The following is a 26472-nucleotide window of genomic DNA, read 5'->3' as shown; positions in this document are numbered from 1 at the left end:
ATTCGCAAAAATCAAGCGTTTTGTAGCGTTTTTCGGCTCTTATTTAGTCAATACTCAAAAAAATTGCCCAGTTGCCTATAGACTATGGACTATAAACTATGGACTATAGACGAATGACTTCGGATAGCAATTTGATTGTGCGTTTTGCCCAAGCAGCCGATTGCAGCGTATTGTTTAAATTAATTGAGGGACTTGCAGAATATGAAAAATTATCTCACGCTGTTACTGGCAATGCTCTAGCACTTCAGGAGCATTTATTTGGTTCGCAAAGGTATATAGAGGCAATATTAGCGGAATCTGCGGGTCAAGCTGTTGGTTTTGCGCTGTTTTTTCATAATTATTCAACATTTCTGACTAAGCCGGGAATTTATCTGGAAGATTTATTTGTTTTACCAGAATATCGTAGGCAAGGTATTGGTAAGGCTCTGTTGACTAAAGTCGCTCAGATAGCTGTAGAACGTGATTGTGGGCGATTAGAGTGGAGTGTCTTAGATTGGAACGAGTCAGCCCAAGCATTTTACCGTAGTATGGGAGCCTCTATATTAGATGATTGGCGAATTTGCCGTCTTACAGAACATGCGCTTATTCAGTTAGGCTCTGTTAAATAAAAATTTAAAGATGAAACAAGATAAAAATTGTCTTGTTTTATCTTTAAATTTTTCTCAGGGAAAAAGATACTGTTAAATTATAGGTTGTGTTGTAAAAAATTACATTTTTAATTTTTAATTACAAAAAGTCAAGCTTGATTGAGATGCCATTACTCTGACGTGCCAAACCCGATCTTAGAACTTTTCACTTTACTGAATTTGATGGGATAGAGAGGGAAAACTCTGCTCCTTTTCCTAGCTCCGAGATTACACTTAGTCGTCCCCGATGTTTTTCTACAATAGAGTAGCTAATCGATAATCCTAAGCCTGTTCCTGCGCCAATAGGTTTTGTTGTAAAAAATGGGTCAAATAAATGCTGCTTCACCTTTTCAGACATACCAGACCCATTATCTACAATTTGAATGGTTATTGTATCAGCCTCAGTCATTTTGGTACGAATTTCGATGGTGGGGATTTTTGTTTGTGTATGTTCAGTTGTGAATAATGAATCTAATGCATCAATAGCATTGCTAAGAATATTCATAAATACTTGATTGATCTGACTGGCGTAGCAATTTACTTCAGGCAGTTGGGCATATTCCTTAATCACATTAATTGCGGGGCGGTATGTTTTCTCTTCTAGACGGTGCTGTAAAATTAACAAGGTGCTGTCAATACCTTCATGAAGATTGACAGTTTTCATTTCAGCCTCATCCAGGCGCGAGAAATTGCGGAGAGAAAGAACAATCTGGCGGATGCGATCTGCTCCTAGTTTCATTGATTGCAGTAATTTTTGGAGGTCAGATTTGAGGAAGTTTAAATCTATGGCCTCTAGTTCTTCTTGAATCTCAGCAAATGGTTGAGGATAGTAGTGTTGATACAGATCGACCAAGTGCAGCAAATTTTGACAATATTCATTGGTATAGGTGACGTTGCCATAGATAAAGTTAATCGGGTTGTTAATTTCGTGAGCGATACCTGCCACCATTTGCCCCAATGAAGACATTTTTTCAGTTTGAATCAGTTGGCTTTGGGTGTGTTGCAGTTGTTCTAAAGTTTCCGAGAGATGCTGATTTTTATCATTCAACTCAAAAGTTCTCTGCTCTACCTTTTGCTCCAAGGTATGGCTGTAATCCTCTAGTTGGGCTTTTGCTACGGCAAGATTGTTATAAAACATGGCATTTTGCAGCGAGATGGCAGCTTGTACTGTGAGCAGCCGCAAAACTTCAAGACGGTTTTGGGTAAAGGCTCCAGTCGTCAAACTGTTTTCTAGGTATAGGATGCCAACGATCTGGCCGCGATTGTGAATAGGCGTACATAGCAAGCTTTTAGGTTGCCATTGAATAATATAGGGATCGTTGGCAAAGGTGGTTTCTTTGCGGGCATCATCTAGCACTAAGGTTTCGGAAGTACGCGATACATAGTTCACCACCGTTTTAGGAATATCCTGACTGGCTGAAAGAGGCAATGAGTGCAGATTTCCCCCAAGGCTTTCATGCAAAGGCATAGATCGCTCCTCTTCGACGATCGCTTTGCTGCTTCTTTGAGCTGCAACCACCCAATTATCCTCTTGAAGCAGCAAAATTACTGATTTTTCAGCCCCGGCATTTTCGCTTACAACCTGCATCAAGGTTGTCAACAGCTTTTCTAACTCAATTTCTCCAGCCAATGCATGAGAGGCTTTCATCACCGTTACTAAATCTAACGCTTCAGTCCCACTGGAACTAGTGTGTGTGAATCCGATTGTAGTGGTGAGGCTAAGGTCTGTAGAAGGATTTTCCTCCTCCTGAAGGCTCATAGCCAAGAATTGCGGATATTGGCTCTCCAACTGTTTGACTTTGGCTACAGCTCCCCATTTTAGGTAACTGTAATAGGCATTCATCAAGTAAATTTGAGCCATACCTTCCGTGTGCTTTCCTGGGGAACGGTGCGCGTAGCTTGCTTCTACAAAGTGGTACGCCAACGTTTCTTTGTGCCATTCCAAGTAAAATCGGGCAGCCAATTCATTGGCGAGGGCAACTTCTTGAATGTATCCATTGACTTTTGCCCCAGCGATCGCGCGATCGTAAAGATCCACAGCCTGCGCCATCAGTCCCAAGACTCGGCATTCTTCGGCTTTCACTAGTTCAAATTTGTGCAAATAATTCATGGGTGCGTGGTGCGCCCATGTCTTCATTTTTTCCTGGTTTTCTCTCACCCGCTCCAGTAATATTTCTCGGCGATCGCCCGTAGCTGTAGAATATTCTGCCAGAGCCGTCAATGAATCATAAAAATAAAACATCTGCACAGTAGCATAGCCCGTGCCTGCAACTAGATAAACTCTAGCTTGAGCAGCTGTTTCCACTGCTTGCGAGATGTTTTCAAACAAATAACAGAGAATTAACTTGTGTAGCCAGAAGTAGTGAGGCCCCACCAAGTCATTCGCATTATGCATTTGAGTCAAAAATTTTGCTTCATCAAGTACCTCACCCGTTAAAATACAGGGATTTTCAGCCTTGCCGAGCAAATTCAAAACTGTTTGCCAAAAGACACGGCAGTAGTTAAGAACCATGTCTTGCCTAAAATTTTCCAAAACGTGACAGTAAGCGCGGATATCTTCCTCTAACGATTTCAGTTCTCGTCCCAAAAAATAAGAATACTGACAGATGTCTTTCGTATTGAAGGCAACGTAATATACATTCCTAGTTTCCAGAGCAATTTTGTAGCCCTCCAGGATCAGCTGTAAAGATTTTTGTAGTGGAGACTTCAAATAGGTGATAAAAGCACCCGTAACATAAAATACAGTAGGTTTGATGTCAGTAATATTAAATTTGTCAGTTAATGCCAAAGCCAGGTTGCCAAAGAGATAGGCTTTTTCAATATCTTGGAGAATTCCGTTTAACAGAATGCCATAGGCGGCATAACAGAAGGCAGAAAATGGAGCATTGCCATACTGAATTGATGCTTTGACTTGTGACAGGATGACTAGGGGAAACAGATTTGGTTCGGCGGTGTAAACGGCTGGAGCAACGTTTGCCACAATTCGGTTAACAGCCAGCTTGTCTTTTGCCGTCATCAGGGGTAAGTCAACCAAGGAAGCAATATCACGCCCGTTAATTAAGGCAGCAGTTTCCTGAAGGGCTTGCTGAATATCTTCAGGGGTAGATGTTTCGGGAAAAACCACGCCGAACAGACTCATTCCCTGGCGAGCGATCGCGATCGCGCCTATTACATTATTTTGAGTTGTATACGCCTGAATTTGGGTTTCGTAAATGCTGATTTGATCTAGTGGAGTTTTGGCTTGCTGCATTACTGTTTGAGCCAATTGCTCCATCTGTTCGTGGGCACCACAAAGGTAAGCAGCTTCGGCGGCTGATTCGTGCAGTGCTAGAGCCAATTCATACTGAGTGTGCCAACAGTCGGATCTCAATAAACCAATCCCGGTAGTTAAATACTCAATTGCTACCTGGTAAGATGTAGCAGATTTAGCTTTTTTTCCTGCCATCAGGTTAAGTTGTGCCAGTCGATCGCGATCGGGCACAGATACAATCAGTTCTTTGCCAAGATTCAATTGGTTGACAATTTCAAAAATCAGCAATTCTTGCTCAGTTTCCGGGGTATTACTCAACAGCAATTGACCAATCTTCAGGTGAGTTGCTGGTTTTTGGTTGGCCGGAATTAGTGAATAAGCGGCTTGTTGAATGCGATCGTGGAAGAATTTGTAGGTAATAGTTATCGATCCGCGATCGTTTGTCAAATCATCTATGACAACAGACTCATTCTGAAAGAATGTATACCCTTCACCACCGGGCAAAATTAATCCATCCTTGAGAGCTGGCCACAAATCTGCTGCGGTTTGGGCTGGAGATTTTTCATAGACAATCGATAGGGTTTCTAAATCAAACTGATTGCCAACACAGGCAGCCAGTTTGAGAACATCTTGCGTCTGCGATCGCAATTTTTGGAGTTGCAGCACCACAAACTCTACAATATCTTCTGTAAAAGAAAGCGCCCGGATTTGAGCAAGATTGCACTGCCAATCGCCTGTTCTGCTGGCAAAGGCGATCAGTCCATCTTCATGCAGCGATTTGAGAAACTGGTTCGTGAAAAATGGATTACCTTTGGTCTTTTGATACACCAAATTGGCGATCGCAATTGCTTGTTCTGCTGAATATTTCAGCGTATCTGCAATCAGTTGATTTAGGTCGGCTTCGGTAAGGGCAGAAAGGACAATACTGCTAACTGTAATCGCCTCTTGACGCATCTCCTCAATGGTCAACATCAAGGGATGTGCAGAAGAAACCTCATTATCTCGATATGCTCCAATCACTAACAAATAAGAGTTATTGGCTTCACTCATCAACAGATGCATCAGTTTTAGAGAAGCCAAGTCTGCCCACTGTAAATCATCGAGGAAAATGACCAGGGGATGCTCTTGAGTTGTGAATACTTGAATGAATTTCTGAAATAGCAAATTGAAGCGGCTTTGGACAGCAGTACCCGATAATTCCGGCACAGAGGGCTGTTTGCCAATGATTCGTTCGAGTTCTGGAATCACCTCAATAATCACTTGACCACTTTCACCCAATGTAGATAAAATTTGGGTCTTCCACTGGTCAATTTGAGCATCGCTCTCTGTCAGCAGTTGTGCCATTAAGTCCCGGAATGCTTGCACCAAAGCAAAAAAGGGAATATTCCGATTAAATTGATCGAATTTGCCTTTGATAAAGTATCCGCGCTGACGGGCGATCGGTTTGTGAACTTCGTTGACAATTGCCGTTTTCCCAATACCAGAGGAACCCGCCACCAGAATGATTTCAGAAGTTCCCTGGCGCACCCGTTCAAAGGTTGCTAGTAGCATTGCCACTTCTGCTTCCCGTCCATAGAGTTTTTCGGGAATTGTAAAGCGATCGCAAACGTCCTTATGCCCTAGCTGAAATGGGATGATATTTCCACTCTCCTGCAATTGTTCCAAACAAATTTGCAGATCGTGCTTTAGCCCTAATGCATTCTGATAGCGGTCTTCAGCATTTTTCGCCATCAGTTTCATGACGATATCACAGAGAATTTGAGGAATCTCTTCTCTATTCCCTAAAAGTGGTGGTTGTTTCGCTATGTGACAATGCACCAATTCCATCAAATCATCGGATTGAAATGGTAATCGCCCAGTTAAGAGTTCATAGAAAGTGACTCCGAGAGAATAGAAGTCAGTGCGGTAATCAATTCCCCGATTCATTCGTCCGGTTTGTTCGGGGGAGATATAGGCGAGGGTTCCTTCTAAAACAGTCGGGCTGGTTGAAAGTTGGTTAACTCTTGGTAGCAATGAAGCAATGCTAAAGTCAATGAGTTTAACCTCCTTTGTAGTCGGATTTATCAGGATATTGGCGGGTTTGATATCCTTGTGGATAACTTGGTGATGGTAGAGATCGGCCAGGATATCAGCAAGTGCGATCGCAATCTGTAAAAACTCGCTCAAAAACTCAGGACAAAAGCGTGAGATATTTTCCTCACTTGCTACCTTTCTGAATCCCTGTCTCCAAGTGTCAGCATACTCCTTCAAAGAAATTCCGCCAAAGTCTTCTAAGATCAGAGCGGGTCGATTATGACAATTTTCCAGGCTATAGATCCGAACAACCCCAGGAACATTTAAGATTTTCGTAATTGTGTACTGATTTTTGAATTGAGCCAACTCAATCAGACTGGGATAACAATTTTTAAGAAGTTTGATCGCAACAGCAGTTTGATCGCTCTCTCGCAAAGCTCGGTAAACCAGAGTGCGACTGCTGGTGTAAATTCTCTCACCAATTCGATAGCCGGGAACATCGACTCGATTCTCTAGCATAAAAGTTGCTATTGGATAACCTGAGTTTATTTTTCCCTAATTAACTTGAATTATCACAATTCATTAGTAAAAATTGAGAAACCCGATCGAGCTAAATCAACCGACTATAGTTGAATCTATCCCATTAATCTCAGAGGATGTTTGAAAAGTATTTTTGGTAACTTCTAAGCCTCGGAAACTTAACCTTTCTACCCCATTCCATACAAGTAAATGTGGGTTAAATGAGGGTTTAAAAACCTCTGTTTGCTTGTCTGATGATAGGCTGACGCCAATGGGAAAAAAAATGCAAGCGGTATTTCTGGCATACTTTACGATTTTTTAAACATCCTCTAAGGGATCTGCACGAAAAATAAATTTGGGTTCTTGCAGTAGTTTTATGGTAATCAGTAGAATTTACTAAATTTTCATAATTATAATTTAGCGAGCTAGGACTCCTATTTGATAGACTCAGTACGCAGCTATGCCTTTTTTCCTATTTCCTGTTTGCTGCCCACGTAAGTAAATTCGGTAATCAAACTGAATTACTATATCAATACGTAAAATATAAGTTTTTTCAGCATTTCATTATTATAAAATATACTTAAATAACTCCAGGTTTATAATCTTTAGGATTGCATGGTGAAATTTTAAAAACACTTCCTGCAAAGTATTGTAAGTGGCAGTTGCTTACGGATATCTTAATCATAGAACGGGGAATCAACGCAGAATTCTTCATGATGCAATTACAGACGTAATTGAAAATTTTTATTAAGCAAAATTTCAAAAATTTTTGGGCTAAGTTTGACAGCTTGTCATTTGACTATGGCAGCGGCTCAACTGACAATTATGGAGGATATTGCACCGAATAAGCCGTTATTGCAGAGAGAACACGAAATGAAAAAAATGATTACAGTCATACTGTTAGGCATAGCAATCTTCACATTTGCCTTCAGTAGTCCAGCATTGGCAGCAGATGCTGCTAGTGGAGCTAAAGTATTTAGTGCCAATTGTGCCTCTTGTCACGCAGGAGGAAAGAATTTGGTTCAAGCTGACAAAAACCTGAAGAAGGAGGCTTTGCAAAAGAATGGTTTGTACTCAGCAGAGGCGATTATTTCCCAGGTTACAAAAGGTAAAAATGCTATGCCCGCTTTCGGCAAACGTTTGAAGTCTAACCAAATTGAAGATGTAGCGGCTTATGTGCTTTCACAAGCAGATAATGGTTGGAAGTAGACTAAAATTTAACTTCAAAAATTAACAATTGGCGGGGCTTTCTGTCCCGCTAATCTTAGAGGATGTCTGAAAACTTTTTAGTGTTGTATTCGAGACTTGTAGATCCCCCTAAATCCCCCTTAAAAAGGGGGACTTTTAGAAGTTTTCCCCACTTTTCAAGGGGGGCTAGGGGGGATCGGACGAAATATTTAATACTTCTCAGACATCCTCTTAGAGTTACCGCAATTATCAAACAGGATGCATATACCAATTTAGGATTTTGGATTAATAGTCTTTATAAAAAGACTGTTCCAAAAATATCAAACAATACTACCTATCCTCATTTGGTATTATGAGTAATTTCTGGCGATTATTTTTCAGTATAATTATTGCTTTTCCTCTGACTTTTTTGACTTTACCTGCACATTCTTCACCCATTTTAATTACCCAAATAATAGCGGGTGATTTCTTAGAGTTGGGTGTAGATAAGATGCGGCGCGGTGATTATCAGGAAGCAATAGAGAATTTCAACCAGGCGATTGAACTTAAGAAAGATTTGGCTGTCGTTTATAGCGATCGCTGTCTTGCTTATCTGCAATTACAAGATTACCATCAAGCGATCGCAGATTGTACTCAAGCGATAAATTTTGCACCGGATAACTTCGAGGCTTATCTGAACCGGGGAGTAGCACACTACAGACAAGGGGATTATCCAGCTGCCATTGTCGATCATAACCGAGCCGTTACACTTAAACCATCCGATTTTCGAGCCTATTACAACCGAGCGCTAGCCCGTGCTGGTGATGGGAAAGACTCAGAGGCAATTCTTGACTTTAATTTAGCCCTAACTCAAATTCCTCGAATCAGCAGCTTACTGCTTGCAGATATCTATAATGACCGAGGTTTAGCGCATTTTGTCTTGCAAGATATCCAAGCTGCGATGCTCGACTTTAATCTAGCAATTCGCCTCAATGCTAACGATTATAGAGCATACTTTAACCGGGCTTGTGTGTGCGGCCGAAATGGAGATGACTTGGGTGCAGTGCGTGATTTTTCGCAAGTCATCAGACTTAATCCCAGTAATGGTCAAGCTTATGTTAATCGGGGAGTAGCTCAGTATCGCTTAGGATATCATTTAGGAGCTATATCTGATTTACAAAAAGCATCCGAGTACTTTGAAAACCAAGGAAAGAGAGTTGCCTACGAAAAAACTTTAGATTTACTGAAGAATCTGCGACAACAAATTTCGTCTGTAACAGAAATCGCTCTTTTGTAATACTGTCAGCGCTATACAGGGTATCCACCAGCTTGAAAAATTTGTTCGGTGGTTAAATTTAATTCTGGGAAAAGAGGTGAGATAATGCGATCGCTACCTTGAAACTGGCTGACTTGATATTCTCCCTCAATTAAAGTGAAAAGCGAGACTGTTGGTTGTTTGGGGTTGCCAATAAATCGCCTACCGCCTAAAGCAGCATAGTCTACAATCCAGTATTCCGAGATGCCTACAGCCTCATAATCAGCAGCTTTTTTTAAATAATCATCACGCCAATTGCTACTCACTACCTCAACTACTAAAGGTATTGATTCCGCAAGGCTTACAGTAGATTCTTTTTTCCACAAAGGTTCATTTACCAAATTAGGGAGATTTAATATCAACACATCTGGTGAGTAAGCCGATTCATTTTCAGGCGGTTTCACTAATACTGTTTTCGGGATGCCATAAGGTAGGCTGATGCGACTATATTCTAGAATAAATTTTTGAACTAAAAATACAATAATCTGTTCGTGTTCGCCTGTGGGTTGTGGCATCTCGACTATTGCTCCATCATGCAATTCATAATGTTTTCCTGTGTTGTCTGGATATTTAGCAACGAATTCATCGAATGTAACTAGTTTACGTAAGGTTTGAATCATTCTATTGTGTTTGCGAAGTGTCCAGTTTTATCAATGCTAACGTAATTGTAATTGCTATAAGGGAAGAGGCTTTGAGGTTTATTACCTTTGGCCTTTTGGAACCTAGCTTGCTTATGAAGACCAATATCTCTAGCCCTTGAAGATCGCACGTCTGGAAATTTAAGCGTCTGAGACATAATAAAACATATCTCAATCGAGAGTCAGATCATATTACCAGTAGAACTGAGATCACACTTCAATAAGTTCATCTCGGCTAAACTCAATATACTTAAATATCAAAAATGCTCAGATAAGAACTTAAATTATTATAATGAAAAGCACAAATCGCAGAGGTCGTGATTATATCAACGCTGTTAATAATCCTCGCTCACGACAAAAAGAACCAGTTTCTTATCATGAACTTAAACAGTCATTGATGACTGTTCGCGCCAATCTAGAGGAAGCTACATCTCAACGCGATGAATGGCAACAACGTGCAAAAGAAAATGAGGAAGCTACATCTCAACGCGATGAAGCAGAACAACGTGTAAAGGAAGCTGCATCACAACTGGTTCATGTTCAGCAAAAGATTCAAACTTACCAAATCGAGGCTAATGAGCTAAAAGAGCAAGTTACTCAAAACTATCGCTTCTATATTGATGAGCAAAAAAATCATCAAAAGACGCTCTACCTCTACAACGAAGAAAAAGCGAAAATATCACAGCTAGTTCATGTTCATCAGCGAGAGATCCAAACTTGCCAACTCGAAGCTAATGAGCTAAAAGAACAAGTCACTCAAAATTATCATTTATATGTTGATGAACAACAAAGTCATCAACATATACTTTGCCTTTACAATGAAGAAAAAGCTAGAGCAACTGAATTGCTTACCAAATATGAGTCAGTAAACTCTGAACGAGAAATGTATTTAACTTTATACAATGAGGCGAAGTCAGAACTCAAGCATGAGCGTCGTTCCAAAGCTAGCATTAAGGGATGGGAAACTCGCCGGAAAGCCGAGAATGAAAAACTAAAACGAGAAATTGCCCAGATGGTTGTGCTACTGCGTGACTCTTTAGCAAGTAAGGATGAAGCAGTAAATAATCTTTATGTTGTCGCAGAGCGTATGGATAGAATTCAATCTCTAGTTGATTCGGTGGAAGAAGAAACAACTAACAATCCTATGAATTTAGTACAAAAATTTAAACGCATCTGGCTGGCAATTAAAGACATACTTTCTGAATAAACAAGCATATCTATGAACAAAAAATCACTACCAACCACGCAAAAACAAGGTAAAGCGAGGCTGGGAGATCAAATTCGCAGTATTGCCGATCGCCTGAAACAAGAGACTGATGTACAGATAACAGCAACTTCTCGAATTTTAGGCGCTGCTGCTCAAATTGCCGAAAATCATGACCGACTTATTAATGAAGTAGTTGATATGGTTGAGTCAGACCTAAATGTAGAGAAACAGGTATATCAAAAGCATATTTACACTATTGATCTTCTGAAGCAACAGTTTAAAACATTACGGGATGCAAAGGCTCACTTTAATCTGAAAGTTACTAGTTGGGAATCACTAGCTAATAAATTAAATGCTGCATCTTCCCAAACAATCACAATTCAGAATAAACCTCAATCAAATCAGGGTTTGGTAGACATTAATACGATCAAAGGTGAATATAAATTTAATAATATTGAAAAATTGACAGTTTTTTTAGAACCTGATGTTGCAGAAATGTTTCCTAATTCGGAAGCAGTAAATGAAGCTCTGCGTTTTCTAATTAGAGTTACGAGTAAAAATTATTGAGGCATTCTAGCAACTTTATAGAAAGAAAAATATATTTTTCTTTCTATAAAATTGAGTATTTTTTCTCCTCATACTGCTAACTAATAAGGCGTAACACCATCAGAGAGCGATCTGAAACTGGTACAGTTTGAGAGCCGGAAACTAATTTTCCCCGATCTAAAAAGCGAGGTTCATTAGTGTCAATTACTATCTCCCATACCTTTTCTTTAAAGTCATCGGGTAAAGCAAACTCAATTAACTCGTAGTGAGCGTTAAAAAATATCAGAAAACTTTCATCAATAATCCGCTCACCACGATCGCCTGGAGTAGCAATTCCCTGCCCATTCAAAAAAATCTCCATTACTTTGGCATAACTAACTAGCCACTGCTGCTCAGTCATTTCACTGCCATCAGAATTAAACCAAGCAATATCATTGATACCTAAACCGTGAATGGGACGGCCTTGAAACCACTTACGTCGTCGGAATACTGGATGCTGATGGCGAAAATTAATTAGTTCGCGTGTAAAGTCTAATAAATCCGAGTTCGCTTTGTGCAAATCCCAATGCCGCCAAGAAATCTCATTGTCTTGGCAGTAGACATTATTATTTCCCTTTTGACTACAGCCAATTTCATCCCCCTCTAATAGCATTGGGACACCTTGAGATAGCATTAGGGTTGCTAAAAAGTTTCGTCGTTGCCGTTCGCGCAAACGCATTACTTCTGGATCGTCGGTTTCGCCTTCTGCACCACAATTCCAGGATCTGTTATGGCTTTCACCATCTCTACTGTCTTCCCCGTTTGCCTCGTTATGCTTTTCGTTGTAGCTAACCAAATCATTTAACGTAAAACCATCATGAGCAGTTATGAAATTAATACTTGCATTTGGGTTGCGCCCGTTTGTTTGATATAGATCGGGGCTACCGGTAAAACAGTAGGCAAATTGTCCTAAACTATCATCTACACCACGCCAAAAATCTCTGACTGTATCCCGATATCTACCATTCCACTCAGACCAACGCAGTGGAAAGTTCCCGACTTGATAGCCGCCTTCTCCTAAGTCCCAAGGTTCAGCAATCAGCTTCACATCTGCCAAGATTGGGTCTTGATGAATAATATCAAAGAAAGCTGATAGATTATCTACTTCATATAGTTCCCGCGCCAGCGCCGAGGCCAAATCAAAGCGGAAGCCATCTACATGCATTTCTGTTACCCAATAGCGCAGGCTATCCATGATTAACTTCAGAACTTGAGCATGACGCACATTCAGAGAGTTACCGCAGCCTGTAAAATCCATGTAGTAGCGAGGATCGTCTTTTACCAAACGGTAATATACAGAATTATCAATACCTCGCAAAGACAGCGTTGGTCCGAAATGATTTCCTTCGCCAGTGTGGTTGTAGACTACATCTAAGATCACTTCAATTCCGGCAAAATGTAGTGCCTTGACCATTTGCTTGAATTCAGCGACTTGTTCTCCCGCTGTCCCACTAGCACTGTAACTAGAATAGGGAGCAAAATAGTTGATGGAATCGTAGCCCCAGTAATTGCTTAATCCTTTTCCTTCTAAATGTCCCGGATGAGATAAAAAATGATGTACTGGCATCAACTCTACTGCTGTAATTCCTAATTGCAGTAAGTGTTGAATTGCAGCAGGATGTGCCAATCCGGCATAGGTGCCGCGCAACTCTTCTGGAATAGCTGGGTGTAGTTTAGTAAAACCTTTGACGTGAGTTTCATAAATAACAGTTCTATACCAAGGTGTAGCAAGCAGTTTATCGCCTTCCCAATCAAAAGATTGATCCACCACAACACACTTGGGCATTATTTTGGCATCATCTAGTTCAGAAAAAACTAAGTCTTTTTCCTCAGCGTCTAGAGAGTAGCCAAAGACAGCTGGATCGTTACTAAACTCACCGTCAATTGCCTTAGCGTAGGGGTCAATTAATAGTTTGTTTGGATTGAATCGATGACCAACTTCCGGTGCCCACATCCCATGCACTCTAAACCCATACTTTTGACCTGGGCCAACTCCTGGTAAGTAACCATGCCAAACAAAATTATTTTTTTCTGTCAAAGGCAAGCGGATTTCTTCGTCATCGTTATCAAATAAACAAAGCTCTACCCCTGTTGCATTTTCCGAAAATAAAGCAAAGTTTGTTCCTTTACCATCCCAAGTTGCACCTAAAGGATATACATTTCCCGGCCATAAAGCTACATACATAAATAAATCTTGAATATTAGTTTTTCGGCAAATATTATTGACTTCAACTTTTTTGAATAATTAGTTAAAATCTAAGAGTTACTAATAATTCTTTAGAAGTCAATAACACTCAAATTTAACTTCAAAATAATATTATTGACTCTATCATTAGTAATAAAATCTCTATTCCTTAAGTGGGAAAAATTAATGTAGAGGGCAACAGACTGAAGGAAAACTGCGCTGTTTGCGACACGCCGCGCAATCTGCTTCAGTAAAGCGATGCCTGCGTTAGGATGCGCTAACGGTAAAGAGCAAGGGTTTTAAACCCTCACTGTTGCCACAGTTTCCTGCAAGGTACGGCTCTTTACATGGCTCCAAATCATCTAGGTCAAATCCCGTTCTACCTTCTTTAAATGCGATCGCTCTAGAGTTGAACACATAGTAAATTGACAAATAGTCTCATCCGGTCTGTAGAAATATGACAGCGTGTCTTTTGACACGATTTTACTATTACAGCAACAATGCTACGTAGTGACTGTTTTTACTTGGTGTGAAAGAGAACGTGAAAAAGGATTTTTTGTTGCTAACAGTTGCTTTACCTTTACTGATAGCATCTCCTAGTTATGCTGTTGAGAGTGAAATTGAGCAGAGAAATACTAATAAATCAACCGAAGTTATTTCAGATATTCCGAGTTTGAGTGAAATTGAGCTACCCGCCACTAATGCCGAATTATTATCTCAACAATCTGTACCGATTGAAGTTAATTCAGAAGAAACTCAGCCAGAAACAGAGCAAACTCCGAGCGATGATGCAGACATTTCGATAGAAGCGATCGCAGAACCAGACAACCTACCCCAATCTACTCCAACTTACGTAATCGATCGAGAAGAAATTAAGAAGCAGGGTGCTGCAAGTTTAGCCGATATTTTGAAAAGAATGCCTGGTTTTGCAATCAATGATGTCGGTCATGGTGCAGATATTCACACAGGTACATACTATCGGGGAGCCTCAATTAATCAATCTGTATTTTTGATTAATGGTAGACAAATTAACACTAATGTGAACATTTATCATGGTGGAACTGATTTAAATAGCATTCCTGTAGAGGCGATTGAACGAGTCGAATTATATAGCGGCACAGCCTCCGCTTTATTTGGTTCCTCAGCCTTTGGAGGAGTTGTGAATATTATCACCAAGGAAGGTTATGGCAAACCTAAATTGAGCGCTAGTGCAGAATTTGGCTCATTGAGTTTAAATAATCAACAAGTGACTTATGGTGGTTCATCCGATAAAGTCAAATACAACTTTAGCTTTGAAAGATTCTTTACAGATAACCGTTACCGCGTTCCTGTAGGTGCAGCAAATCGTGACGAACAGGGATTTTTATCAAATGCAGACACAGCTACAAGTACCTATTTTGGTAGCATTGGAGTAGATTTAAATCAAAAAAATTCTTTGAATTTAGATGTTACTGCACTCAGCAGTCGTCGTGGCTTAATTTATTTTGGGTTTCCTCTCCAAAGAGATAGATTAGACCACGATGGTTTAAATATTGGCTTATCTTGGAAAACTCGACTAGGTAATGGGGAAAGCTCTAATCTTACAACCTCAATTGGTTATAACCAAGATTATTTTAGCACCTATGGCCCTACAGGAGTATCATTTTATCGTAGAGGGTCTTTAGATACACAACAACTCACAGCCAGAGTCGATCATGAGTGGAAAATTACTGCGAATAATAAATTGCGTTGGGGATTAGATTTGAAAAACACCGATTTAATCGGTGATGTTTTGAGTACAGATCCTACTAGGATTGTCGAAAACGAAAAGGAAGATCGGAGTTTGTTCAATACAGCTTTATTTGCTGTCAATACTTGGAATATTAGCGATAACTTTCTGATAGATTTAGGGCTAAGGCAAACCTTTGACAGCCAATTTGGAAATTATCTCAACCCTAGTGTTGGGTTACGTTACGCCGTCACACCATTAATAGCAGTGCGTGGAAGTTGGGCAGGGGCACAACGCAATCCTGGGTTAGATCAGTTGTATGTTTATGATACAGTTCATGGTTGGGCACCTAATCCTGATTTAAGACCAGAAACTGGCTCTACTTGGAGTGCAGGAATCGATGTTAATTTTTCTCAAAATCTGATTGGACAGTTTACTTACTTTGGTAGTAGTATAGGCGATCGCTTGGGAGTCATTGCCGGAAAATGGGCAAACATTGGATTAGTAGATACCAATGGTTTAGAGGCTGCATTGCAATTAAAAATTGCCACTGGCTGGTCAACTTTCCTCAACTATACTTATACAGATGCTCAAATAAAAACAGGGACAGAGAAAGGTTTACAACTAGGTTTAATTCCCTACTCTGTACTGCAAACTGGTGTAGGTTATGAAAATTCAGGTTGGCAAGCTAACTTGTATGTTACCTACAATAGTGGCGCTCGCAGATCCATCTTTGCTAACTCTAATGACAAGCCTACAGATTTTGCACCGTCTTTCGTGAATTTAGATTTGAGCGGGCGTATACCTCTAACTAGCAATTTAGGACTAACAGTTTACTTAGAAAATCTACTGGATGAGCAATATGAGCGAGTTAATCGCATATATAGCCCTGGATTTACTTTTCGTCTGGGTTTAAACGCCAACTTTTAGGTATTCAATGTAGAGATTTTATCATTACGAAGTCTCTACATTCTTATATCTTGTCACATGATTTGGAAAATCTCACTTTCCTATAAGGATAGAATGTTAGGTTTGACAGTATTTTTGTAGTAAAGGTAAGGCACCACCGTACAACACAGTGCGTTAAGCTAAAGCCATAATGGCCCTACTTAAAATTTATTTTAATCTAAAATCTAAAATCTAAAATCTAAAATTGTTATGAGAGCCAAAATTGAAAATAAAATACTTTTTATCCACCACGAAGATTTGCCAGAGTTTAAAAAAGGTGGTTCGGTGGTAAGAAACTCTTATTTTTGGGCATTACGTTCAATAGCTGGTCAAGCTTCACGTTATCGTGATTGGGAATACGAACCGGAGGTTTGGCTAGCGCTTTCACGAATGCTTTTATCGTTTGCTGAATCGGGATATTTGGGTATTAGAGAAACTTTACTAGAGTTTCCCTTATCTCAAGGAGAAATTCCTAATTTGCTGCGAGATGTTTCCACTTGGGAGTAGGGATGTATAGCTTTCAAATCTGGAAATATCTCTTCTATATAAATGCGTAGCGGCTTCTTGCAGGGAACGAGCGATCGCTATATATTTCTATTAAGGATTCAAACAAAGAAATGCAAAAATTAGAGGAAAGGTGGGCAACAGCCCACCCTAAACCATTATTTAATTGATACTACTTTACGGGTGCTTCAGTAGCAGACTTACCAACTAGCATTGCGGTATTTTCGTCGCTTTCAAGAATACCGAATTCAATCAACAACTCTTCTAACTCTTCCATCTCAATGGGGGTGGGGACGGCGAGTTTGTCGTTGTCGATGATCTTTTTAGCTAGTATCCGATATTCGTTACTTTGATTGCTATCAGGCGCGTACTCGTTAACAGTCATCCGGCGCAATTCTGCGTGTTGAACAATGTTGTCACGAGGTACGTAGTGAATCATTTGGGTGTTCAAACGTTTTGCCAAGGTTTCGATTAAATCGATTTCCCGGTCAACGTTACGGCTGTTACAAATCAAACCACCCAAGCGTACGCCGCCTGTGTGAGCATACTTGAGAACACCACGAGCAATGTTGTTAGCTGCATACATCGCCATCATTTCACCAGAGGTAACGATGTAGATTTCTTGTGCCTTACCTTCACGGATAGGCATAGCGAAACCACCGCACACAACGTCACCCAAAACGTCGTAACTTACAAAATCAACATCTTTGTAAGCACCGTTTTCTTCCAAGAAGTTGATAGCGGTAATAATACCACGACCAGCGCAACCCACACCAGGTTCAGGCCCACCAGACTCCACACAACGTACATCGCGGAAACCAGTAAGCATTACTTCTTCGAGTTCAATATCTTCTACAGCACCGCGTTCAGCAGCCAATTGCAGAACACTTGTTTGAGCTTTACTGTGTAGCATCAAACGGGTAGAGTCAGCTTTAGGGTCGCAACCAACAATTAGAATGCGTTGACCCATTTCAGCCATTGCTGCTAAGGTATTTTGAGAAGTAGTAGATTTCCCAATACCGCCTTTACCATAGAAAGCTATTTGTCTAATCTTTTCGTCAGTCATGGTTGTGTTTCCTACAATGATTTAATTGATGAGTCGTAAGCTTGATGTAGTTGTTTACCCTTGGCGTCGTAGGGAAGTAGAGCCTATTGGCGTAGACGCGTAGCGACTTGTCGCTAGACATCGCATCCTGGCAAAAGCAGTTAAAATCAGAACATATTTACCCACGAAGCGATGGCTTAAGAGATAGATAAATCTAATCTCTTAATAACAAAGCCTTTGAAACTATGACTTCAGCATTATCAGTTGTTGCAACGAATCCCAAATGGTTGCTCAAGCCTCAAGAGTGGTTGCAGTAGGAATTCAAATGAACGCAGATTTATTCCTTGAACCACACAACCAACCAAATTGCAATCCACTCTTAAATGGTTGCTACAACTTGTCTGATTTTGCTGATGTCAAGTAACCAAGAAAATCTATAGTGCTTCTCGTTTCGTGATTGATGCAGCAAGATAAATTCCAGCCTAAAAGTGGTAGCTAGCAGTGCAGTAATATAATATCTGCACAGACAACATCTGATACTTCGGCTTAGATAATATCTTGGTGATTTTTGACAGATGGCTAAATTCCTAGAAATTATGGAAAGACACCATTCTGCTTGAAGTTTTCGTTCCAAAAGTCAGCAACTGCTTCAACTTAGTTTGCGGTTGAAAACGTTTACTTCCGCAAGACGAAGTTAGTAAATATTCTGTATTTCTATTGAATTGTCAGGCTGTACTAAGAGTCTTTCTTCCCAGACTCCAAGAGTAATTGCCTTGGCGGGTAATGCTCTAGCTAGGTTAGCCAACTCTTATTGGCTCGTACCCAGATAAATTTTGATTGACTTCAAGTTGTTACAAAGGCTACTATCCTACTCAATCTAGTTTTAGATTTTCGTTAAAAAAAGATGTAGCGAATTGAAGGGGACTTACCAGAGCAAAAAAACTTTCTTGAGTTTGCCTCAAACTTGTCTTGAAGTCTTTTTGTGTTTTCACTTGTTTGATTCCTATAAAAACCATAACATACATCCCACTAATTAATTTGCCGAATCTAAAATTATTTATCTATTTAATATAAGATTATTCTTATAACCTTTAATAGTCATAGGTTACACCCTCGTTATTAACTAGTTAATGAAATTATTTATCCTAGCCAATATGTGCAGTTAGATACTTTTGGAAATTTGATAAAAGTATTTAAAACTAATGTTTGAAAAAGAAAACATAAATTCTTATTTTTGCAGTCAAAAATTTTGTCATCATATTGAACTAGTAGTCTCCCTAGTAGCTTCTCGCAGCCGCTCCACATCGCGCATCGGTGGCGCACCAAACAGCCGCTTGTACTCCCGGTTAAAATGCGAGGCATCGTCATAACCCACGCGGTAGGCAGCACTGGTAGCATCAAGCTTTTCCCCCAGCATCAGACGGCGAGCCTCCTGGAGCCGCAGTTGCTTTTGGTACTGCAAGGGACTCATGGCAGTGACAGATTTAAAGTGATGGTGGAAGCCCGATACACTCATTCCCAGTTCTCGTGCAATGCTTTCAATCTTGATCGGTTCGTTAAAATCTTTACGAAGTCGCTCGACGGCTCTGGCGATGTGGTAGGTGTAGCCACCCAGAACTGCAATATGACGGAGCCGATTACCTTGCTCTCCCATCAAGAGTCGGTAAATGATTTCCCGTTTAATCAGTGGTGCGAGAACATGAGCTTCAGCAGGGGAATCTAAAAGCCTGACGAGCCGCACTACAGCGTCCAACAGATTTGCATTCAACGGACTTACATCAATCGCTTTCACATCAGCACGGCTGCGCGATGAGGGATGCCCTGCTTCGACCATCACTGAGCCAACAAGAGTGGGGTCAAGATCGAGGCGAAGGCTAAAGAACGGTTGCGCCTTGGAGGCTTCCAGAATTTGGCTGATAATTGGCAGTTCGACCGTAGCAAGCAGATAATGCATTGGGTCGTACTGATAGCGATCGCTACCCAAAAGAACTTCTTTGCTGCCCTGAGCGATCGCACAAAACGCAGGGATAGAGACACTATGAACGCATTCCGAAGGCGAAGAGGCGCGGTTGAAGTGCAAACCTTTGAGCGGCTCAATCGTCCCATCATGACCAATCGCGTGTGCAATCCGCTCTTTCAGTTCGTCTCTATTGGCTTGCGCTCTGTCTGCCTCACGCTTTGCCTGCAAGTCGTTCATTAAATCGCGATCGGGCTTTTCACTCGTTTTGGCAGCGTTCATTTTTAAGTTTGCAGAATTGTACAACGATCTTAGACGATCGTCCTATTACTTGTTCTTCAAGATTCATAGAATGAAGCTAAAGCAATGAAAAATGATTTCGGCTTCTTATAAGCATTCTGGATTTTTATTTAATAAAAAACTCAGTTTTGATTGGGTAAGAGGCTTGCCTCCTAGCCACAAAAATTACATCAAGTGAAGGAATTAAGAAAATGGACATCAAAAGAAGTGGCTCACAGCCTTCTGCCAAAGGGCCGGCTGATTATTTTACCGGCACTGTCCGCATTGATCCCCTATTCGAGGCGCACGATCCAGCACGCACGTCTGGAGCCAGTGTCACATTTGAGCCTAGCGCTCGGACAGCATGGCACACGCACCCATTGGGACAAACCTTGATCGTGACGGCTGGCTGTGGTCTTGTACAGCGCTGGGGTGGCGCGATCGAGGAAATTCGACCGGGTGACGCAATCTGGATCTCACCGGGTGAGAAGCATTGGCACGGTGCTACAGCAACCACGGCGATGACGCACATCGCTATTCAGGAATGGCTCGATGGTAAGCCTGTGGACTGGATGGAGCATGTCAGCGACGAGCAGTATGGAGGAATATCTTAGTGCTGTTGAGATGGTTTTTCATCAAGGGGAAAAACTGCCAGCAGAGAATGCTGATTTTGGTTCTCGCCCTAGTGATGTCCCTGAGTTACTCAGCCTGCCGTGCCGACAACAGTATAACTAGCAGTGCATCGTTGAAGATGCCGACTGAAATATCAACCAAGCAGGCAGACAGTATGAAGATAAACATCAAGGTCAAAGACAAAGTTGTTACAGCCACTTTAATCGACAGCAAAACCACTCAGGATTTTATTTCCCTGCTGCCATTAACGCTGACGTTAGAAGATTACGCGACAACCGAAAAAATCAGCGATCTGCCAAAAAGATTATCTACAGAAGATGCACCCCCAGGCAGCGATCCTGCTGTTGGAGATATTGCTTATTACGCTCCTTGGGGGAATTTGGCGATGTTTTATAGAGATTCTGGATACGCAAACGGACTCGTTATCCTCGGAAAAATAGATGGTGGCATCGAGGCATTTAATGTGCCTGGCTCTGTAGAAGTGACAATCGAGCTTGTTCAATCGTAATAAAAGGGGCGACAGGCTTGTTAAGTAAAGAATTAAAGGAAAAAAATCATGACAACGAACGAGAATGGAAAGTACACAGGAAAAGTTGCGTTTGTGACTGGAGCAGCGAACGGCATTGGTCGAGCTACGGCACTGGCATTTGCCCGTGAGGGCGCTAATGTAGTGGTCGCCGACGTTTCAGAACAGGGCAATCAAGAAACGGCACGCACGATCGAAGAACTCGGCAAACGAGCGATCGCCGTCAAGTGCGATGTGACGCGAACGGAGGACGTGAAGGCGGCTCTTTCCAAGACCATTGAGACCTTCGGGCGCTTGGACTTTGCCTTCAACAACGCCGGTGTGGAGCAGAAAAAGGCAGCAACAGCCCAAATCGAAGAGTCAGAGTGGGATCGGATCGTAAACATCGATCTGCGCGGCGTTTTTCTGTGCATGAAGTATGAAATTCCGCTGCTACTCAAGCAAGGCGGCGGCGCGATCGTGAACACATCATCGGGTGCTGGGGTCATAGGCATCAAGGGCGGAGCCGCATACACCGCCGCAAAACACGGCGTAATCGGACTCACCAAGTCGGCGGCTCTCGATTATGCCTCGCAGAACATCCGCGTCAACGCCGTTGCCCCTGGTTACATTGAAACACCGATGATGGATCGCTTCACTGGCGGCACTGCTGAAGGACGCAAGCAGGTAATCTCGGAGGAGCCGGTCGGACGGATGGGCCAGCCCGAAGAGATTGCCAATGCCGTTGTCTGGCTGTGTTCAGACGCGGCGGCCTTTATCATCGGACACGCCTTGGTCGTCGATGGCGGTCAAACAGTGCAGTGATTGTTCGTCGCCAACTGCCGACTTTGCGGTATTACCAGAAAAGTTTTTGCTGATGCCACATCGAACCGTCGGCGTGCCCTTAGCCACTGATTAGCAAATCCGAAGAAAGCGAAACTCAATAGTTACTCAACAAAAAGAGGAATCAGATGATTAAAGACAAAGTTGTGATTCTTACCGGCGCCTCATCAGGGATTGGTGAAGCAACTGCAAAATTGCTTGCAAGCAAAGGCGCTAAAGTCGTATTGGGCGCGCGACGCGATCGCCAATTGAGAAAACTGGTTGATGAAATTCAAACAGATGGCGGACAAGCAGTCTATCAAGTGATGGATGTGGTTAACCCATCTGATAATGCTGAAATCGTCAAGCTTGCCAAGGAAAGATTTGGAGGCGTCGATGTTATTTTCTTGAACGCTGGCATAATGCCAAATTCTCCACTTTCTGCATTGAAAACTGATGAATGGAATCAAACAGTTGATATCAATATCAAGGGTGTACTAAATGGTATCGCTGCTGTGTTGCCAACGTTTATTAGCCAAAAGTCTGGGCATGCGATCGCAACTTCATCGGTTGCTGGATTAAAAGCTTATCCAGGTGGTGCAGTGTATGGTGGGACAAAATGGTTCGTGCGCGATTTTATGGAAGTTCTACGCATGGAGTCTGCTCAAGAGGGGACTAACATTCGTACTGCGACAATTTATCCTGCGGCAATTAACACTGAGTTGTTAAATCAGATTACCAGCCAAGATATGGCTGAAAAAATGACTCAGTTGTATGAGCAGTATGGTATCTCACCGGATCGAGTAGCCAATGTTGTGGCATTTGCTATTGACCAGCCAGAAGATACAAACGTGAACGAATTTACGATTGGCCCAACCACGCAGCCTTGGTAAGGATAGTGCTGGTGGTTAGGCAACGACTGCTGCGGCAATACCGTCGAGTGGATGGAACAGGTCAGCGACGAACAAGGCCTGATTAAGAACTGAATAATAAGGAGAATAATCATGAGCAAAGTTTGGTTTATCACAGGCGCTGGCAGCGGCATTGGAGCCGGAACCGCGAAGGCGGCATTGCAGTCCGGTGACCGTGTAGTTGCGACTGGCCGAAACCTCGACAAAGTGCGTAATGCCTTGCGCGATGTTGCAAGCGAGAATCTTGCATTTGTCCAGTTGGACGTTTCCGACGAGGTAGAGGCGAAAACAGCCGTCGAGGAGGCGGTGAATCGGTTTGATCGCATCGACGTTTTGGTTAACAATGCGGGCTACAGCCTGCTTGGTAATTTTGAAGAGATGACCACGACCGAGATCGAACGCCAGTTCGCGACAAACTTCTATGGTGTGGTATACGTCATGCGTGCTGTGCTGCCAGTTATGCGTCAGCAGCAGTCAGGTCACATCATTAACATTAGCTCCGTTGCTGGCGTTGTCGGGTTTAAGCACTGTGCTGCCTACGCCGCATCGAAGTTCGCGGTCGAGGGTATCTCGCTGTCGGTCGCAGCCGAGGTGGAGGGGTTCGGCATCAAGATCGCGCTCGTCGAACCGGGCTTCTTCCGCACAGACCTTCTGGACGACCGGAATGTCAGATGGCCTAGCAACGCCATCGAAGACTATGCCGCCGAGGGCAACGTTCAAGACACTTGGTCGGTCTACAACGGCACGCAGCAGGGTGATCCAGCAAAGTTGGGCGATGCTCTGGTCAAAATCGCCGGGATGGAGAATCCGCCGAAGTTGTTCGTTGCCGGAAGTGATGCCCTTGCGATGATCGCGCCGGCTGTCGAGGAACGGTTGCAGGCGACGCGCGCCCATGAAGAGCTATCGAAATCAACAGATGGTTCGTTCTAGCGATCGCGCAAGAAGCATCATCATCAAATCTACGGACATGATGCACATCGCCATTCAGCAACAGATCGATCAAGACTGTGGACTAAATCAGCGATGAACAATACCAGACCCGATCTTGAAGTAGGACAGTTCCGACCTTTAATTCACCTTTAAATCAAAGACAGGAGTTCAAAAAATGCAAAAGCGCAAACTTGGAAACAGTAATCTGGAAGTCTCGGCGATCGGGCTGGGCTGTATGGGAATGAGCTTTTCTTATGGCCCACCCAAAGACACACAAGAGATGATCGCTCTTCTGGGGGCCGCTATCGATCGCGGCATTACATTCTTTGACACCGCCGAGGTCTACGGCCCGTTCCTAAACGAAGAACTGGTGGGCGAAGCCCTCGCTCCCTTCCGCGATCGAGTGGCGATCGCCACCAAATTCGGGTTCGACATCAGTCCGAATTCCGATCCCCGTGGCATGAAGGGTTCACCCGGATTGAATAGCCGACCGGAGCATATTAAGGAAGTCGTGGAGGGTTCACTCAAGCGACTCAAGGTCGAGGCGATCGACCTCCTTTATCAGCACCGAGTTGACCCGAACGTGCCGATCGAAGACGTGGCAGGAGCGGTGAAAGAACTGATTCAGTCAGGTAAAGTGAAGCACTTTGGACTCTCAGAAGCAGGAGTGCAAACGATTCGTCGCGCCCACGCCGTTCAGCCAGTCACGGCTCTCCAGAGCGAGTACTCACTGTGGTGGAGAAAGCCTGAAGCGGAAGTGATACCGACCCTGGAGGAACTTGGCATCGGCTTTGTCCCCTACAGCCCTTTGGGCAAGGGCTTTCTCACGGGCAAGATCGACGAAAGCACGACTTTTGACAGCTCCGACTTCCGCAGCACCCTGCCTCGCTTCACTAAGGAGGCTCTGAAAGTGAATCAAGCCCTGATCGATCTGCTCGGCAGCATCGCCGAACGGAAGCAGGCGACACCTGCTCAAATTGCGATCGCCTGGCTGCTGGCCCAGAAGCCGTGGATTGTTCCGATTCCAGGCACCACAAAGCTGCATCGCTTGGACGAAAACATCGGGGCAGTCTCAGTTGAACTCACACCCGACGATCTGCGTGACATCGATGACGCCGCCTCCAAAATTGCGGTGCAAGGCGCTCGGTATCCCGAAAAGTTGGAACAAATGACCGGTCGTTAAACTGGCACTAAGTTAAGCCGTATAGTAGGCAAGGTAAGGTATGACTGGTTCCCTGCCTCTAGTAGTCTGCCAAGGGAACTTGGCAAAGAAAAGGGGAAGGGGGAAGGTGGGGCCCCCTTTGGGGATAAGGGGCAGGGGGAAAGGGTTTAAATCCCTTACCATGAGTCCCTTTCCCCTTTCCCCAGTCCTCACAAGCGCATTTTTGGGTTGGCAGACTACTAGCGTTTGTGATGATTTCGCATGGATTTATGAATCTTTTTCCATCGTTCTTTCTCAGCTAATTGCGCCCTTTGGTCTTGTTTGCGGTTAAGGTAGTCGAGTTCTTTTTGTAACTTTTGGTAGCTAAGAAATCTAGAATAATCAAGTTCTCCCTCAGCCAAAGCCTGCTGCACGACACAACCCGGTTCGTTATTATGCTGACAATTTCGGAAATGGCATTCTTGCGCTAAAGTTTCGATGTCTGCAAAAGTTTCTTGCAAACCTTCATCACCTGCCCAAATTTGAATTTCCCGCATTCCTGGAGTATCAATAATTAATCCGCCAGTAGAGAGCAAAATCAACTCACGATTAGTTGTTGTGTGTCTACCTCGGTCATCACCTTGCCGTACTGGTTGCACAACTTGCACAGATGCACCTTGCAGTTGGTTGCTGATGGTGGATTTACCAACACCAGAAGACCCCAACAAAGCAACTGTCTGTCCTGGTTGCAAGTAAGGTTTTAAGGCATCCAATCCTTGATGATTGGTGGCACTTAAAACTACAATTGGTACACCCAAAGCAACTGCTTCTACTTGGGTTAAATACTCTTCCAGAGAATTGCACAAATCTGCTTTATTTAACACAATTACCGGATTTGCACCACTTTCCCAAGCCAGAATCAGATAACGCTCAACTCTTCTTGGGTTAAAATCGCCATCTAATCCTGAGACTAAGAAGACTGTATCAATATTCGCTGCAACAATTTGTTCTTCTGTTTTACTGCCCACCGTCTTGCGAGAAAATTTGCTTTTCCTGGGTAAAATCTCGTTGATAGTGGCTCGTCCTTCAGATTCTCTAACATTGATCGCAACCCAATCTCCAACGGCGGGAAAATCTTGTGGTTGAGAAGCACGATGCCGCAATTTACCTGAAACTTCTGCTGAAAGTTCCCCTTGTTCGCTATAGAGGGTGTAAGTATTTCTATATTCAATGGCAACCCTAGCAACGCTAAATCCTTGTAAGCGATAGGGTTCAAAACTGCGAGCAAAAAAGTTACTCCAGCCTAAATAATCCAAATTCATTGATGTTTCCTCGATGTGTGCTACTTGTTTTGCACAAGGTTCCACAGAGGAAGACACTTCTATGCAGGGAGTTCTCCCCGCACCAGAATGTCTGTGAATTCTAGTTTTCATTCCTGTAGAAAAGAGGACTGAACAGAATCTCTGCGCCTTGCGTTCTTTGAGTTGAGATGGTCAAAGTAACCCGGACTGCTAGTAATTCAGTCATAGTTCGTCCTCCTTATGTACTACAGTAAATAATCTACATTAATACATTAGCCTATTC

The 26472-nt window shown here is 42.7% G+C and carries 18 protein-coding genes and 1 pseudogene; 13 read left to right on the top strand and 6 right to left on the bottom strand.

The window, feature by feature from the left end:
- Positions 1–113: 113 nt before the first annotated feature.
- The gene (locus RMX89_RS19910) at positions 114–608 is read left to right on the top strand and encodes a GNAT family N-acetyltransferase (protein ID WP_322690151.1); all 495 of its coding nucleotides are present in this window, start codon (positions 114–116) and stop codon (positions 606–608) included.
- Positions 609–792: 184 nt separating this feature from the next.
- On the opposite strand, the gene RMX89_RS19905 is transcribed toward RMX89_RS19910, so the two are convergent.
- On the bottom strand, positions 793–6408 hold the full coding sequence (locus RMX89_RS19905; protein ID WP_322690150.1) for an AAA family ATPase: 5616 nt from the start codon (positions 6406–6408) through the stop codon (positions 793–795).
- 873 nt (positions 6409–7281) lie between these two features.
- On the opposite strand from RMX89_RS19905, the gene petJ reads away from it, so the two are divergent.
- The gene (gene petJ / locus RMX89_RS19900; protein WP_322670045.1) at positions 7282–7617 is read left to right on the top strand and encodes a cytochrome c6 PetJ; all 336 of its coding nucleotides are present in this window, start codon (positions 7282–7284) and stop codon (positions 7615–7617) included.
- A gap of 331 nt (positions 7618–7948) precedes the next feature.
- Positions 7949–8872: a tetratricopeptide repeat protein gene (locus tag RMX89_RS19895; protein ID WP_322690149.1), complete on the top strand. Its 924-nt coding sequence runs from the start codon at positions 7949–7951 to the stop codon at positions 8870–8872.
- 11 nt (positions 8873–8883) lie between these two features.
- Here the strand turns inward: RMX89_RS19895 and RMX89_RS19890 are convergent, their stop codons facing one another.
- Positions 8884–9510 carry a Uma2 family endonuclease gene (locus RMX89_RS19890; protein WP_322690148.1) on the bottom strand — a complete coding sequence of 209 codons (627 nt, stop codon included), beginning with the start codon at positions 9508–9510 and terminating at the stop codon, positions 8884–8886.
- 310 nt (positions 9511–9820) lie between these two features.
- On the opposite strand from RMX89_RS19890, the gene RMX89_RS19885 reads away from it, so the two are divergent.
- Both RMX89_RS19885 and RMX89_RS19880 read left to right on the top strand, forming a co-directional pair.
- The gene (locus RMX89_RS19885; protein WP_322690147.1) at positions 9821–10735 is read left to right on the top strand and encodes a hypothetical protein; all 915 of its coding nucleotides are present in this window, start codon (positions 9821–9823) and stop codon (positions 10733–10735) included.
- 12 nt (positions 10736–10747) lie between these two features.
- Positions 10748–11302, top strand: coding sequence for a hypothetical protein (locus RMX89_RS19880; protein WP_322690146.1), 555 nt, complete (start codon positions 10748–10750; stop codon positions 11300–11302).
- A gap of 76 nt (positions 11303–11378) precedes the next feature.
- Here RMX89_RS19880 and glgX read toward each other — a convergent pair whose 3' ends face one another.
- Entirely contained in the window at positions 11379–13505 is a 2127-nt protein-coding gene (gene glgX, locus RMX89_RS19875; protein WP_322683642.1) for a glycogen debranching protein GlgX, read from the bottom strand.
- 541 nt (positions 13506–14046) lie between these two features.
- Here glgX and RMX89_RS19870 point away from each other — a divergent pair.
- Both RMX89_RS19870 and RMX89_RS19865 read left to right on the top strand, forming a co-directional pair.
- A complete protein-coding gene (locus tag RMX89_RS19870) occupies positions 14047–16143 on the top strand; it encodes a TonB-dependent receptor (protein WP_322690145.1) in 2097 nt (698 codons plus the stop codon).
- 228 nt (positions 16144–16371) lie between these two features.
- On the top strand, positions 16372–16668 hold the full coding sequence (locus RMX89_RS19865) for a hypothetical protein (protein WP_322669940.1): 297 nt from the start codon (positions 16372–16374) through the stop codon (positions 16666–16668).
- Positions 16669–16837: 169 nt separating this feature from the next.
- On the opposite strand, the gene nifH is transcribed toward RMX89_RS19865, so the two are convergent.
- The gene (gene nifH / locus RMX89_RS19860; RefSeq protein ID WP_229464468.1) at positions 16838–17731 is read right to left on the bottom strand and encodes a nitrogenase iron protein; all 894 of its coding nucleotides are present in this window, start codon (positions 17729–17731) and stop codon (positions 16838–16840) included.
- A gap of 1234 nt (positions 17732–18965) precedes the next feature.
- Positions 18966–19949 (bottom strand): AraC family transcriptional regulator, encoded by a 984-nt coding sequence (locus tag RMX89_RS19855; RefSeq protein WP_322690144.1) that lies wholly within the window; start codon positions 19947–19949, stop codon positions 18966–18968.
- A 209-nt stretch (positions 19950–20158) separates the two neighbouring features.
- Between RMX89_RS19855 and RMX89_RS19850 the strand changes: the two are divergent.
- From RMX89_RS19850 to RMX89_RS19825, 6 genes and pseudogenes are all read left to right on the top strand, one after another.
- Positions 20159–20461: pseudogene (locus tag RMX89_RS19850) on the top strand (cupin domain-containing protein); the annotation flags it as partial.
- Between the two features lie 98 nt (positions 20462–20559).
- Complete coding sequence (locus tag RMX89_RS19845) at positions 20560–21087, top strand: cyclophilin-like fold protein (RefSeq protein WP_322690143.1); 528 nt, start codon at positions 20560–20562, stop codon at positions 21085–21087.
- Positions 21088–21135: 48 nt separating this feature from the next.
- Positions 21136–21909: an SDR family oxidoreductase gene (locus RMX89_RS19840; protein WP_322690142.1), complete on the top strand. Its 774-nt coding sequence runs from the start codon at positions 21136–21138 to the stop codon at positions 21907–21909.
- Between the two features lie 146 nt (positions 21910–22055).
- Entirely contained in the window at positions 22056–22799 is a 744-nt protein-coding gene (locus RMX89_RS19835) for an SDR family oxidoreductase (RefSeq protein WP_322690141.1), read from the top strand.
- Positions 22800–22910: 111 nt separating this feature from the next.
- Entirely contained in the window at positions 22911–23747 is an 837-nt protein-coding gene (locus RMX89_RS19830) for an SDR family oxidoreductase (protein WP_322690140.1), read from the top strand.
- Positions 23748–23922: 175 nt separating this feature from the next.
- Positions 23923–24930, top strand: coding sequence for an aldo/keto reductase (locus RMX89_RS19825; RefSeq protein WP_322690139.1), 1008 nt, complete (start codon positions 23923–23925; stop codon positions 24928–24930).
- A 218-nt stretch (positions 24931–25148) separates the two neighbouring features.
- On the opposite strand, the gene rsgA is transcribed toward RMX89_RS19825, so the two are convergent.
- Positions 25149–26210, bottom strand: a complete 1062-nt coding sequence (gene rsgA / locus RMX89_RS19820; protein WP_322690138.1) for a ribosome small subunit-dependent GTPase A — start codon at positions 26208–26210, stop codon at positions 25149–25151.
- Positions 26211–26472: the final 262 nt, after the last annotated feature.

It is taken from the genome of Nostoc sp. DedSLP04 (assembly GCF_034530775.1).
Classification (GTDB): Bacteria; Cyanobacteriota; Cyanobacteriia; order Cyanobacteriales; family Nostocaceae; genus Nostoc.
This window is presented reverse-complemented; position numbering and strand designations above follow the sequence as displayed.